Source organism: Streptosporangium sp. CA-115845 (assembly GCF_050943795.1).
Taxonomy (GTDB): Bacteria; Actinomycetota; Actinomycetes; order Streptosporangiales; family Streptosporangiaceae; genus Streptosporangium.
In genome coordinates this window covers 9,528,169-9,541,460 of record NZ_CP191988.1, presented here as the reverse complement: position 1 = coordinate 9,541,460, position 13,292 = coordinate 9,528,169, and the positions used below count along the sequence as shown (strand labels likewise).

Below are 13,292 nucleotides of genomic sequence, written 5' to 3'. Positions count from 1 at the left end.
GCCTCTCTCGTCGGCCGGGCGGTCTGACCACCTGACCTGCTCAATGCTTGGCCTCCAGCACGTATTTGCCCACGTTGTCCTGGTCGATCGGGATCGGGTAGTTACCGTCGAAGCAGGCGCGGCAGAGCCGGTCGGCGGGGATCGTGGTGGCCTTGGTCAGGCCCTCCAGTGAGATGTATCCGAGCGAGTCGGCGCCGAGCGAGGCGCGGATCTCCTCCACGCTGAGCGAACCGGCGATCAACTCGGCCCGGGTGGCGAAGTCGATGCCGTAGAAGCACGGCCAGCTGACCGGCGGGGAGGAGATCCGGACGTGCACCTCCCTGGCGCCCGCCTCGCGCAGCATCTTGACGATCGCCCGCTGGGTGTTGCCCCGGACGATCGAGTCGTCCACGACGACCAGGCGCTTGCCGGCGACGACCTCCTTCAGCGGGTTGAGCTTCAGGCGGATGCCCAGCTGGCGGATCGTCTGGGACGGCTGGATGAAGGTCCGGCCCACGTAGGAGTTCTTGACCAGGCCCTGGCCGTACGGGATCCCGCTCTCCTCGGCGTAGCCGACGGCGGCGGGGGTGCCCGACTCGGGCGTGGGGATGACCAGGTCGGCATCGACCGGGTGCTCGCGGGCCAGCATGCGGCCGACCTCGACGCGCGTGGTCTGCACACCGCGCCCGGCGATCGTGGTGTCCGGACGGGCCAGGTAGACGTACTCGAACAGGCAGCCCTTGGGTTCGGCGAGCGCGAACCTCCGCGAGCGCACGCCGCGCTCGTCGATGGTGATCAGCTCACCCGGTTCGATCTCGCGGACGAACGTGGCGCCCACGATGTCCAGGGCCGCGGTCTCGGAGGCGACCACCCAGCCGCGCTCCAGGCGCCCCAGGACCAGCGGGCGGACGCCCTGGGGGTCACGGGCCGCGTAAAGTGTCCGCTCGTCCATGAAGACGAGCGAGTAGGCGCCCCTGACCTGCGGAAGAAGCTCGGCGGCCGCGTCGTCGATGGACTGGCTGCGATCCTGGGCCAGCAGCGACGTCAGCACCTCGGTGTCGGTGGTCGCCCGGGTGGAACCCGGGGCCAGACGCCTGGCCAGCACCGGGGTGTTGATCAGGTTTCCGTTGTGGGCGAGTGCGAGCCCGCCGCCCTCGGTCGAGCTCAGCGTCGGCTGCGCGTTCTCCCAGACACTCGACCCGGTCGTCGAGTAGCGGCAGTGACCGATCGCCAGGTGACCGCGGAGGGTGCCGAGCACGGACTCGTCGAAGACCTGGGAGACCAGTCCCATGTCCTTGTAGACGAGGATCCTGCTGCCCTCGCTGACCGCGATGCCCGCGGACTCCTGACCGCGGTGCTGTAACGCGTACAGTCCGTAGTAGGTGAGTTTGGAGACTTCCTCCCCAGGAGCCCAGACCCCGAAGACGCCACATGCGTCCTTCGGAGGCCGGTCGTGGGGGTCAAGGTCATGGCTCAGATGGCCGTCGCCCTTCAACACATGCTTCATTCTAGGTCGGCTTCTTCCCTGCTCGCACCTAGGGTCCGTTCCGTGGCATGTCGCACCCTGACCGAACGATCATCAGTGTTTTGCCGTGTCAGCCTGTTTCGTCGGCAGGTGACAGGGGAGTGTGAGATATCCGGCATGCCCAAGCGTCGGGAGAATAGACGTGACAACACCTATGGACCCGAACCAGCCCGATCCGCGGCGGGAGCCGCGGAAGGAGCCGGATCCCGAGTCGCCCGTACCCGACCCCGGCGAGACGCCGAACCGGCCACCGCCCCCCGTTCCCGAAGAGCCGAGGGTGCCGCCGCATCCGGACACGCCGGCCGCGCCGGAGGTCCCCCAGCCTGACCAGGCCGGTGATCCGGACGCCCCGCAGGGGGACGAGACACCGGAGTCCGGTGGGCGGGAGCGGGGAGTCCCCTCGCCGGAGGAACGGCCGCCGCACCCCGTGCCCGGTGCCACGCCCGCCGCGTATCCCGGCTGGGAGAGCGCCTCGGAGGCTCCAGGCGGTCCTGACCACCCCGGCCCCACCCAGCCCTCGCGCTACGAACCGCCTGAGCCCTCCGAGGAACCCGCGGCCCAGCCTCGGCCCGCCGAGCCCACCGAGCCCGCTCCCGGCACTCCCCAGCCGGGCTATTCGGGCCGGCACGGTTACGGGGAGCAGCCGAGATACGGGGAGGCCCAGCAGGCCGGGCAGCCCTACGGAGGTCCCGGCCAGCCGCCGTCCGCGCCAGGCCCCTACCAGCCGCCGCAGGGCGCGCCAGGCCCCTACCAGCCGCCGCCGTACCCGCCGCCTGGCGCGCCCGCCTATCCGGGCGCCGCGCCCTACCCGGCGTATCCGGGTGAGGCGCGCAGGCAGAGCGACGGACTCGGCACCGCCGCGCTCGTGCTCGGGATCGTGGCCATCGTGTCGCTCATCGTCTGCGGCCTCGGTGTGCTGGTGGCGATCATCGGCCTGATCGTCGGCATCGTCGCGCTCGTCAAGAAGTCCGCCCCGGGCAGGGCCTGGGTGGGCATAGCGCTGAGCATCCTCACCCTGATCATCGCCGCGGCGTTCCTGAGCTGGCTCTACAGCAAGATCGGCGACTGCGCCAACCTGCCACCGGAGCTACAGCAGCGTTGCATCGAGGACAGGTTCGGCGTTCGGCTCCAACCCACCCTCTGAGGGGCGACGGGACGGCGAGCCTCCGGGGAGGCTCGCCGTCCCGCCATACGCCGGGGAACGGCGAGAGCTATCGCAGCGGCAGATGTTCCGACAGGTCGGCGCGGGCTCCGCTCGCCGCGACCTTACCGGCGGCCATCGCCGCAGACCAGGTCAGACGGCCGGTGGCCAGGTCCAGCCAGGTGCGCGCGTCGGTCTCCACCACGTTGGGCGGGGTGCCACGGGTGTGCCGGGGACCTGCCACGCACTGCACCGCCGCGTAGGGCGGGACCCGGACCTCGACGGTCCGGCCGGGAGCGGCCGTCGCCAGCCTGTCCAGCAGGTGCCGTACGGCGAAGCGGGTGATCTCCCGTTCCGGGTGGATCTCGCGCTCGAAGGCTCGCAGCACCACGCTCACGCAGGCGTCCAGCAGCGCCGTGATCCCGGTAGGACCGTCGTAGGGCGGCTCGTCGAGGGAGCTCAGCTGGGTGTCGAGAGCGGCGTGAACCTTGGCGGGGTCGGGCTTGTAAGGCGGCACGCCCTCCATGATGCCCGCCGGAGCGGGCCGTCCCGACGACAGGACGCCGCCGAGCCGCTCGATCCCGATGATCGCCGGGCCCGGTCCACCGAACGGTTCACCGTCCGGGCAAATGTCGTTCACCTCAGGTTCGGCCGGTGCACGTAGCGTCCGGGCGGTACGACTCCACCCCTTTTTGGAGGATCCTGTGGCGAACATGTCGCCGCGTCGCCTGCTGCCCCTGCTCATGAGCCCTCACAAGGGTGGCCGCAGCGCGCTCACCTGCCGGTTCCGTTGCGGTGACCAGTGCGCCCACGATGTGATGAACACCAGTGACAACACCTACTTCGGTGACGTGGTCGCCGAGGCGATGACCCGGCGCGGGGTGCTGCGCGCGGGCGCCCTGGGCGCCGTCGTCGCCGGGGTGGGGGTCGGCACGGCGCTCCCGGCCGTCGCCGACCCGGACCGGGGGGCGAAGGCCCCCGGCCGGAAGAGCGACCTGAGCTTCACCGCCATCGCGCCGAACACCGACGACAAGGTGACGGTCCCCGCGGGCTATCTGTCGGCGGTCGTGGTGGGCTGGGGCGACCCGGTGCTGCCCGGTGCTCCGGCGTTCGACTTCGAGAACCAGACGGCCGCCGCGCAGGCCGGGCAGTTCGGCTACAACTGCGACTACGTGACGCTCTTCCAGCTGGGGCAGCACCGCGGCCTGCTCTGGGTCAACCACGAGTACACCGACGAGAACCTGATGTTCCGCGGTTACACGGACGGCACCGCCGCGACGGAGGAGCAGATCAGGATCGCGATGGCCGCGCACGGCGGCTCGGTGGTCGAGGTCGAGCGGGTGCGTGCCTCCGGCCAGTGGCGGCTGGTGACCAAGGGCTCCCGCCGCTACAACCGTCGCATCACCGTGCAGACCCGGATGAGGTTCACCGGCCCGGCGGCCGGCAGCGACCTGCTGAAGACCGCGGCCGACCCGGGGGGCAGCACGCCGGTCGGCATGCTGAACAACTGCGCGGGCGGCACCACGCCGTGGGGCACGGTGCTCAGCGGCGAGGAGAACTTCAACCAGTACTTCGTCAACGGCAACGGCGTGCCCGAGGCGCAGAAGCCCTACCTCACCCGGTACGGGGTGAGCGTCACGACGGGCATCCCGAGCGGAAACCGCAGGTTCGACCGGGTCGAGGACCGGTTCGACCTGGCGAAACACCCGAACGAGATCAACCGTACCGGCTGGATCGTGGAGATCGACCCGTTCGATCCGGACTCCACCCCGATCAAGCGCACCGCCCTGGGCAGGCTGGCCCACGAGGGCGCCACCACCTCCCTGGCCGCCGACGGCCGGGTGGTGGCCTACATGGGGGACGACTCCCGGCTCGAGTACGTCTACAAGTTCGTCTCCAGGAAGCGCTACATTCCCGGCTTCGACCGGAACAACCGGGACCTGCTCGACGACGGCACGCTGTACGTGGCCAGATTCACCGGAGACAGTCCCGCCACCGAGATCGACGGCACCGGCAGGCTCCCGGCCGACGGGCAGTTCGACGGCTCGGGCGAGTGGATTCCGCTGGTCACCGGTGACGTCTCGCACGTGCCGGGGATGACGGCCGCGGAGGTGCTCGTCTACACCCGGGTGGCGGCCGACAAGGTCGGGGCGACCAAGATGGACCGCCCCGAGGACGTGGAGCGCAACCCCGTCACCGGCGGCGTCTACGTGGCGCTGACCAACAACACCAACCGGACTCCGGCCCAGGTGGACGAGGCCAATCCGCGCCCGGCCAACAAGCACGGCCACATCCTGGAGATCGTCGAGCGGCGGAACGACGCCGGGGCCACGACCTTCGCCTGGTCCCTGCCGCTGGTCTGCGGGGATCCGAACGACCCCGCGACCTACTTCGCCGGGTTCGACAAGACCAAGGTCTCGGCGATCTCCTGCCCGGACAACGTGGCCTTCGACGCCGACGGCAACCTGTGGATCGCCACGGACGGCAGTCAGCTCGGTGCCAACGACGGCCTGTTCGTCATGCCGGTCCGTGGTGCCGAGCGCGGCCACCTCAAGCAGTTCCTGAGCGTGCCGGTCGGTGCGGAGACCTGCGGCCCGCTGGTCAGCGCGGACCAGCGCAGCGTCTTCGTGGCCGTGCAACACCCCGGCGAGACCAACGGTGCCAACCCCGAGGCTCCCAGCAGCCACTGGCCGGACGGCGGCGCCTCCCAGCCCCGCCCGTCCGTCGTGGTCACCTGGCACGCGAGGGGCGGCAAGATCGGCTCCTGACCGCCGTCTCCGTTTCCGAAAAGCACGGGTCCTTGTCCTCGTGGCTCTCAGCTGAGCCACGAGGACAAGGACCTGTCGGCGACACCCGGTCGCCAGCAGGACAGTCGAGACGTCAGTCAGTCGGTGGGTCAGACCCGCCGCAGCGTCACCATGAACATCATCACTGTCAGTCGAAGAACTGCCAGATGCTGAACCTTCGGACGAAGAGCGGGGCAAAGGCCCGGCCGGTCACCCGGATCCGCCTGATGCGGGTCTGCTTGTTCATCGTGACCTTCACGCACCTCAGGCAGGCGCCGTGGGGTCCGGGCAGGGCGTAGTAGGAGATGGACGCGCTGCGGTGCATCAGCCCCCTGTCGGAGAGTCCTACCCCGATCTCCCGGTAGAGACGGTTCGACCCTTTCAGGTTGAACGCGGTGGAGCCGACGATCGCGTGGTTCGACGAGGGAGGGCAGTGCACGAATATCCGGACGTGGCTGGCCTGGCGGGGCCAGGGGGGAAGGATACGGAGCGACGGAACGTTCTTCAGCGCCTTGGGGATGGTGTTTCTGCCTCCTATGGGAGGAATTGACACCGTCTGATTGGTTTTGCTGGTGACGCTGGTTGTGGCGCCGGACGTGGATGTGGCGCTGGTCGTGACGGTGGGTGTGGCGGTGGGTGTGGGTGTGGTGCTGGTCGTGACGGTGGGTGTGGCGGTGGGTGTGGGTGTGGCGGTGGGGGTTGGCGTGGGGGCGGAACCCGGTTCGGTCAGGACACCCGAACCCATCATGAGCGCGGCGGCCACTCCCATCAGCGTGACGGAACGCATGTGCTCCTCCTGTCGGACGCCCAGGTGGCGACGTGCTCGCCGAGCGGCGTGACGTGGGTTTCGAGGGGGGAGCGGGACGACCCGGGGCAGGACACCAGGTGTCCGATCTGACCGGGCCGACCATCTCAATTATGTCGGCCACGCCGCATAAAGGAGGGAGCCGCGCTGTGACGAACGCGATCCGTACCGGCTCGGGCCCTCCCAGGAAGGGCGCGAGCCGGTCCCGGTTCTAGCCGATCGGTACCGCCGGGCGCTCGGCGGGTGTGACGGGCCGCTCCGGGGAGCGGGAAGTCCGCAGTGACAGCAGGCTGACCGGAACTCCCACCAGCACGATGAGCGCGGCGACGACCAGCGTGTACCGGTACGCGTCCAGGAAGGCGGTCAGCTGCCCGGCCCCCTCGGCCAGGAACGCGGCCTGGCGCGCGTTGAGGATCGCCCCCAGAATCGTGATCCCGAGCAGACCGAAGATCTCGCGTGAGACGTTCAGCACGCCCGAGGCGACCCCCGACCTGCCCGCGGGGAGCGTGCCCAGGATCGCCGTGGTGAGCGGCACCAGCATGCCGCCGCCCAGTCCGTAGACGAGAAACCAGGGCAGCAGGTCGCCGAACGACCCGTCCTGCCCGACGAAGGAGATTCCGAAGATCGCCACGGCCATCAGCAGGAGCCCGGCCGCCACGGTCCGCGCGGTTCCCAGGGTCCGGTCCAGTCTTGGGGCCACGGCGGCGGTGACGGCCATCAACAGTGCCATCGGCACGAACGCCGCCCCGGCCTCGATGGGCGAGAAGCCCAGGGCGTTCTGCAGGTACAGCGCGGTAAAGAAGTAGATCCCGAACACTCCGAACGACCACAGGCCCACTGACAGCGTGCCTCCGCTGAACACCCGCGACCGGAACAGCGACAGGTCGATCATCGGCTCCCGGCTCCTCAGTTCGATCGTCACGAAGGCAAGCGCGGACAGGGCCGCGATCCCGAACGCGCCCAGGATCTCCGGCGAGGTCCACCCGGCCCCCGCACCCTCGATGAGCGCGTAGGTCAGCGCGAACAGGGCCACGCTCGACGCCACCAGGCCCGGGACGTCGAGGCCGCGCCGTACCGGCTCGTCGGAGGGCATCCTGATCGCCCAGAGCCCGAGCCCGAGCGTCACGGCGCCGATCGGCACGTTGATGAGATAGATCCAGCCCCAGTGCCAGTGCTCGCTGATGAACCCGCCGGTCAGCGGCCCCAGGGCGAGGGCCAGCGCACCGACCGCGCTCCACAGGCCGACCGCCGTCGCGCGCTCCCTGGTGTCCGGGAAGACCGAGGTGAGCAGTGCCAGCGCCGTGGGAGTGAGGAAGGCCGCCCCCACGCCCTGCACCGCCCTGGTGGCGATCAGCGTGCCGCCGCCGGTGGCCATCCCGGCGGCGAACGACGCCGCGGTGAACACGACCAGGCCGATCAGGAAGATCCGCCGCCGCCCGAAGACATCGGCCAGGCGCCCGCCGACGAGCATCAACCCGGCGAACACCAGGATGTAGCCGCTCACGATCCATTCCAGCCCCGAGATGCTCAGCCCGAGGTCGCGCTGGATCGTCGGCAGTGCCACGTTCACCACGTTGTTGTCGAGATAGGTCATGAAGGTGGCCAGCGAGATCGCTCCCAGAGCCCACCACCTGCGACTGTCTGTCATTCCCCGCCCTCTACGTTGTACTTATACGTCGTACATGTACGGCGCACAGTTGAACCCGTACGGCGTATAGTTGTCAAGCGTGATGGGAAAACTGACCCGCGAGGCGGTCGTCGAGCAGGCGCTGGAGATCGGCGACGCCGAAGGGCTGCAGGCGGTGACCATCCGGCGGCTCGCCCAGGAGCTGGGCGTCACCCCGATGGCGCTCTACTGGCACTTCAAGAACAAGGAGCAGTTGACCGTCGGCATGGCCGACCACCTGGTCGAGGGCTTCGTGATCCGGGACGACGGGGGGGACTACGCGGGCCCGTGGCAGGAGCGGCTCCGCGGGCTCGTCGCCGGTCTGGTCAGGGTGCTCCGGCGCCACCCGTGCGCGGCGGGCGTGCTGAGCGAGGTCGACCACATGGAGGTGCCCGCCTTCCTGCGGGTGTGGGACATGGCCCTCGGCCTGGCCAAGCGCGGCGGATTCTCCTACGAGGAGAGCTGCCTGATCTCCCAGTTCCTGCTCCAGGGCGCGATCTCGCTGGCAGCCGGTCCGACGAAGCACTGTGTCCCCGGGCTCACCGAGCGGGAGGCGGCCGAGCGGACGAGGCTCAAGCGGGTCAGGCTCCAGTCACTACCACCGGACGTCTACCCGCACATCGTGGAGATGGCCGTCCCCCTCTCCGAGGACGGCCGTCCCGACCTCTATGACACCTTCGGCGTCGACCTCCTCATGGCGGGCATCGAAACGCTGTCCGCCCGCTCCGGCGAGCGCTGACCCTCAGGCCCGGCGGCGGGGACGGGCCAGCGAGGCCATCAGGGCGCCCGTCAGGGCAACGGCGAACAGCACGGTGTAGGTCCGCTGGAAGCCGGCCATCAGGTGGTCCACGGCGACGGGGGAGAGGCGCGACAGCGTGCCCGCGTACACCTGCCCGCGTAGCTCGGCGCTGACCGAGCCGGTCAGCACGCTGAGCGTGAGGGCGACACCCAGCACGACCCCGACATTCATGATCATAAGCCGGAAGCCGTTCACCACTCCCAGGCTCCCCGCCGGCAGAGCCGCCATGACCTGGGTGGTGTTGCCGGTCAGGAAGGTGCCGCTGCCGCAGCCACACAGGAACAGGCCAACCCCGATGATCCAGTACGGCGTGGTGGGAGCGGTGTTCAGGAGCAGGATGCCCAGCCCGGCCGCGCTCATCAGGGTGCCCCCCACCGACAGCGCGTACGGCCTGATCCGGCGGCCGAGGGCGCCGGTGACCGGGGAGGCCAGGGCCATGCCGATCGGGACGGGGAGCACGCCCAGGGCCGCGGTGACGGCGTCGACGCCCCTGGCGGCCTGGAAGTAGAGGGCGACCAGCAGGATCAGCGCCGAGCGCGCCAGCGCGTTGCAGAAGGAGGCGAGGTTGGCGAAGGCCAGCATGCGCTCGCCGAACAGGCGCACGTTGAGTACGGGATGTGACGCCCGGCGCTCCACCAGGACCAGCACCGGGACCAGCGCCACCGCGATCGCCATGCCGACGGTCACCACGGGGCTGGACAGGCCCCGGGACCCCGCCTCGGAGAGCGCGATCAGGGCCGCGGAGAGGGCGGCGAACACGATCAGGTTGCCGAGCGCGTCCACCGGCCTGCGCGCCCCCCGGGGCACCCGGCGCAGCGTGAGTGCTCCCCAGACCAGGGCGGCCAGCCCGGCCGGTACGTTCATCCAGAAGATCCACTGCCAGCCGGCGGTCTCGGCGATGAGGCCGCCCAGGGTGGGGCCGGCGAGCTGGGCGACCGAGAGGGTGCCGATGTAGACGCCCATGCCCTGGCTGAGCCTGTCCGGCGGGAAGGCGTCGGTGATGATCACGGTTCCGTTGGCGAGGACCATCGCGGCTCCGATCGCCTGCACGGCGCGCATCGCGATCAGGAACCAGACGCCGGGTGAGAGCCCGGCGAGCAGCGATCCGACGGTGAACAGGAGAAACCCCGTCAGATAGATCTCCCGCCGGCCGAGCAGGTCGGCCACCCGGCCGAAGAACACCAGCGTCGCGGTGTTGACGAGGAGGAAGGCCAGCAGGACCCAGCCGGCCGCGAACGCGTCCGCGTGAAAGTGCCTGACTACGGTGGGAAGTGCGACGTTCAGTGTGCTGCCGGAGATGCCGATCATGACCATGCCGAGGCTGGTGACCGAGCAGACCCGCCACGCGTAACGGAGTCTGGATAGGTATTCAGGGGATCCGGGCAGGTCTTGGGGGATTGCGACCATGAGTCACAGTCTGACGTACGTTGTACGTCGATCTTGATCCAGACCCGCCACAGAGCACGTCCAGCCCGCTCGCGCCTCGTGTCAGACCACACCCGGCGCGGCCGGCGGCCGGGTGGCGGGGCACGGCGCGCCCGTCCGGATCGCGTCCCGGGTCAGGCCGGAGGCGGTGATCGTGGTGCTCGTCACCGCCGGGGCGGCGCCTGCCCTCTCGCGGGTAGGCGCGCCCCCGCGCCGGTCGTCCGGCGCGCCCTCAGCGTGCCCGTCTACGCAGGCCCTCCAAATCGTGGATGATCACGCGGCGGCGGCCCGTCTCGATCAGCCCGCGGTCGCGCAGGGAGCGCAACGCCTTGCTGACCGCCTCGCGGGAGGCCCCGGTCCAACCGGCCAGCTCGTCCTGGGAGAGCGGCAACGTCACCCGGACCCCGCCGTTGGTGGGCTCGCCGTACCGCTCGGCCAGCTCGACCAGCCGGGTGGCCACCCGGCCTGTGGTGTCGAACGCGCCGTACTCGATCCGCTTGCGGTCGGAGTCGCGCATCTTGCCGATCACCATCCGCATGAGCAGCACCGCGACTCTCCCGTGGTCCCGCAGGTAGGCGGGAAAGTCGCGGACCGTGACTCCTTCGACGGGTTCGAGGGCGGTGATCGTGGCGGACCTGGGCAGCCCGTCGATCGCCGCGAACTCGCCGAGCAGCGCCCCGGGTCCCCGGATCGCCAGGACCACCTCGCTGCCGATCGCGGTGTGCGAGGACACCTTGACCCGACCGGATGTCAGGATGACCACCCAGTCGTTCACGTCGCCTTCGGTGAACATCGTCGCGCCCCTGTCCCAGCGCCGGGGACGCCCGGCGGAGTACAGAGCCGCTACCTCATCGTTCGTGAGCAATGTGATGAACTCACCCGGTTCGGGGGAAGAAGTCATAACCACCTCATGGTGATCTCGATCGTGTCCGTACGACTCCCGGGGCGAGAGGCGCTGTTACGAGAGCCCGGACAGCACGTGGGCATGGACGGGTTGTTCCCTGCCCTTGAGGCTGAGCGGGCCCAGGGAACGAGTCTGGGCCCGGGGGCCGATCAGGTCGAGGGTGCTCTGGCCGATCACGACGCTGCCGGGGTCGGCGATTCCCTCAAGTCTGGCGGCCACGTTGACGCAGTCGCCCATCGCGTTGAAACCGCGAAGCTCGGGGCTGCCGATGTTTCCGACAAGCGCCTCACCGGTATTGATCCCAATCCTGAAGCGGGGATAGCCGGGCATCCCCGCCGCGATCTCCTCGGCGGCCTCCTGCATCGCCAGGCCCGCCCGCACCGCGGCGAGGGCGTGGTCGGACTGCCGGGCGGGGGCGTTGAACAGCGCGAGCAGCGCGTCACCCACGAACTGCACGATCGTGCCGCCGTTGCCGAGCACGATGGGCACGGCCGCGGTGTGGTAGCGGTTCAGCATCTCGACGATCTCGCCGGGCGCCACCCGCTCGGAGAAGCTCGTGAAGCCCTTCAGATCGGCGAAGAGCGCGGTCAGTTCCACCAGCTCGCCGCCGAGCGCCGCGGTCTGCGGGTCGGCCAGCAGTGACTGGGCCACGTCCGGCGACATGTACTGCCGAAAGAGGGTCTCCAGCTCGCTGTAGAGGCGGACGTTCTCCAGGGAGATGGACAGCTGACCGGACAGCATGGCGGCGAGCGCCTCGTCCTGCGGGGTTCTGCCGGTCGGCACCTCCAACGCCCCGGCGAGCCTGCCCTGCACGGTCAGGGGGTGGACGACCTTCCCCGCCAGCCGGATCGGCTGGTCGCCGGGGAAGTCCTTCGGGCCGTACTCCCTGGAGTTCACGGTGACCCGGCCGTTGTCGACCAGTTTGATCCGGACGTCTCCGTACGCCTGCCGCACGCGGTCGAGGCTCTGCGCCAGCAGTTCGCGCTCCGGCAGGCCCACGCGGACCTGCCTGCCCACCTCGACCAGCGCGGCGAGCCTGTCGGTCAGCTCCCGCTCGTTGGCCAGTGCCGCACCCGCCCGATCGAGCACCGCCACCTGGGACTCGGTGAGCCCGAACTTGCCCGCCAGCCTGTTCGCGATCGGAACCCTGCTCTCCTCCCCGCGCCGCAGGTGGCCGACGAGTTCCTCCAGGGCGGCCTCGTAGTCGGCTCTGATCCTGCGGACCGTCGCCGACAGCGCCACCGAGTCGAACAGCCCGGCGCTCGTGCCCTCCCGCCGGAACTGCAGGTAGGCGCTGTAGGCGACGAAGAGGAACGCCGTGGTCAGCAGTACGTGCCAGAGCCACCACGACAGGTGCCAGTTGTGGTGGGACAATCCCGCGACCAGGGACTCGGCGAGCAGCGCGTACGCGGTGACCAGGCTGATCAGCACGACCGCGGGGCGGCCACGGTGCAGCTGGAACATCATCGCGGCCGCCACCACGTACAGGGCCACCCCGATCCACTCCAGGCCGCCCAGGCCGGTGCCCCCTGGGGGCGAGTCGCTCAGCGGGGTCAGGCCCGGCACCAGGCAGGCGATCCCCCACCCGGTGATCAGGGCGGCCAGACCGCCGCGCAGCCACATCTGGTGCCTCAGGACGGTCTCGGCCGCTCGGCCCCCCAGAGGCAGCGCCGATGTGAACGCGAACACCGAGGCGATGAGGAGGCCCACCGGGTGGGACAGGTCGAACCCGTAGCTCGGGGTGCCCAGGATGATCCCCGGGGTGCCCAGCCCGTGCACCAGGAAGGATCCGGCGCAGCTCAGGAAGACCAGCGAGACCAGGAGCAGGCGCGCGTCCGCCCGCCTGGCCGATGCCTCGCTGATCATGAGGCCCAGGACCAGGTTGATCCCGGCGACGGTGATGATCAACCAGAAATGGCTGGGGTTGTCCTGCAGGACGATGTTCAGGTCGGGCCGGGCCAGCAGCAGCCAGAGTCCGAGCATTGGCAGTGCCAGATGCAACGCCCACACCAGGGTGCGGACCGGCTGGGTCGCGGGCGGCAGGTACGGTTCCCGTTCGGAACGGTCTTGTCGGGCCGTGTCCGTCGGGTTGATGGTCGGCACGGTGGCCTCCGTGTCTGGAGAACCCGGTTGGTTCCCCGTGTTGTTCGTCCACGCCCAGCGGGCGGGTTCCCCCGAACGGTCTGATTATCCCGCACAAGGCCGATAGCGGCAGGCTTCCCGACATTCAGACATCAGGGCTTCCGAGCTCGAAATGTGATG

General features: G+C 69.9%; 10 protein-coding genes. 3 read left to right on the top strand and 7 right to left on the bottom strand.

Annotated features, from left to right (window positions below; all coding sequences use genetic code 11):
* Positions 1–40: 40 nt before the first annotated feature.
* Positions 41–1,486 carry an amidophosphoribosyltransferase gene (gene purF, locus ACQP0P_RS45220; RefSeq protein ID WP_433368624.1) on the bottom strand — a complete coding sequence of 482 codons (1,446 nt, stop codon included), beginning with the start codon at positions 1,484–1,486 and terminating at the stop codon, positions 41–43.
* Between the two features lie 160 nt (positions 1,487–1,646).
* On the opposite strand from purF, the gene ACQP0P_RS45215 reads away from it, so the two are divergent.
* Positions 1,647–2,648, top strand: a complete 1,002-nt coding sequence (locus tag ACQP0P_RS45215; RefSeq protein ID WP_433368621.1) for a hypothetical protein — start codon at positions 1,647–1,649, stop codon at positions 2,646–2,648.
* Between the two features lie 67 nt (positions 2,649–2,715).
* Here the strand turns inward: ACQP0P_RS45215 and ACQP0P_RS45210 are convergent, their stop codons facing one another.
* Complete coding sequence (locus tag ACQP0P_RS45210) at positions 2,716–3,171, bottom strand: sterol carrier family protein (RefSeq protein ID WP_433382426.1); 456 nt, start codon at positions 3,169–3,171, stop codon at positions 2,716–2,718.
* Between the two features lie 178 nt (positions 3,172–3,349).
* Here ACQP0P_RS45210 and ACQP0P_RS45205 point away from each other — a divergent pair, with 178 nt between their 5' ends.
* Positions 3,350–5,413: a PhoX family protein gene (locus tag ACQP0P_RS45205; RefSeq protein WP_433368618.1), complete on the top strand. Its 2,064-nt coding sequence runs from the start codon at positions 3,350–3,352 to the stop codon at positions 5,411–5,413.
* A 166-nt stretch (positions 5,414–5,579) separates the two neighbouring features.
* Here ACQP0P_RS45205 and ACQP0P_RS45200 read toward each other — a convergent pair whose 3' ends face one another.
* The gene (locus ACQP0P_RS45200) at positions 5,580–6,218 is read right to left on the bottom strand and encodes a hypothetical protein (protein WP_433368615.1); all 639 of its coding nucleotides are present in this window, start codon (positions 6,216–6,218) and stop codon (positions 5,580–5,582) included.
* A gap of 229 nt (positions 6,219–6,447) precedes the next feature.
* Positions 6,448–7,884, bottom strand: a complete 1,437-nt coding sequence (locus tag ACQP0P_RS45195) for an MFS transporter (RefSeq protein ID WP_433368612.1) — start codon at positions 7,882–7,884, stop codon at positions 6,448–6,450.
* A gap of 82 nt (positions 7,885–7,966) precedes the next feature.
* Between ACQP0P_RS45195 and ACQP0P_RS45190 the strand changes: the two genes are divergently transcribed.
* Complete coding sequence (locus ACQP0P_RS45190) at positions 7,967–8,641, top strand: TetR/AcrR family transcriptional regulator (RefSeq protein WP_355548645.1); 675 nt, start codon at positions 7,967–7,969, stop codon at positions 8,639–8,641.
* 3 nt (positions 8,642–8,644) lie between these two features.
* On the opposite strand, the gene ACQP0P_RS45185 is transcribed toward ACQP0P_RS45190, so the two are convergent.
* From ACQP0P_RS45185 to ACQP0P_RS45175, 3 genes are all read right to left on the bottom strand, one after another.
* On the bottom strand, positions 8,645–10,108 hold the full coding sequence (locus ACQP0P_RS45185; protein ID WP_433368610.1) for an MFS transporter: 1,464 nt from the start codon (positions 10,106–10,108) through the stop codon (positions 8,645–8,647).
* Between the two features lie 250 nt (positions 10,109–10,358).
* Positions 10,359–11,027, bottom strand: coding sequence for a Crp/Fnr family transcriptional regulator (locus tag ACQP0P_RS45180; protein ID WP_433368607.1), 669 nt, complete (start codon positions 11,025–11,027; stop codon positions 10,359–10,361).
* Positions 11,028–11,084: 57 nt separating this feature from the next.
* Positions 11,085–13,133, bottom strand: a complete 2,049-nt coding sequence (locus tag ACQP0P_RS45175) for an adenylate/guanylate cyclase domain-containing protein (RefSeq protein ID WP_433368601.1) — start codon at positions 13,131–13,133, stop codon at positions 11,085–11,087.
* Positions 13,134–13,292: the final 159 nt, after the last annotated feature.

Coding starts and splice junctions, on each gene's coding strand:
- ACQP0P_RS45200 (WP_433368615.1), bottom strand. CDS start 6,218: ATGCGTTCCGTCACGCTGATGGGAGTGGCCGCCGCGCTCATGATGGGT.
- ACQP0P_RS45190 (WP_355548645.1), top strand. CDS start 7,967: ATGGGAAAACTGACCCGCGAGGCGGTCGTCGAGCAGGCGCTGGAGATC.
- ACQP0P_RS45210 (WP_433382426.1), bottom strand. CDS start 3,171: ATGGAGGGCGTGCCGCCTTACAAGCCCGACCCCGCCAAGGTTCACGCC.
- purF (WP_433368624.1), bottom strand. CDS start 1,486: ATGAAGCATGTGTTGAAGGGCGACGGCCATCTGAGCCATGACCTTGAC.
- ACQP0P_RS45180 (WP_433368607.1), bottom strand. CDS start 11,027: ATGACTTCTTCCCCCGAACCGGGTGAGTTCATCACATTGCTCACGAAC.
- ACQP0P_RS45185 (WP_433368610.1), bottom strand. CDS start 10,108: ATGGTCGCAATCCCCCAAGACCTGCCCGGATCCCCTGAATACCTATCC.
- ACQP0P_RS45195 (WP_433368612.1), bottom strand. CDS start 7,884: ATGACAGACAGTCGCAGGTGGTGGGCTCTGGGAGCGATCTCGCTGGCC.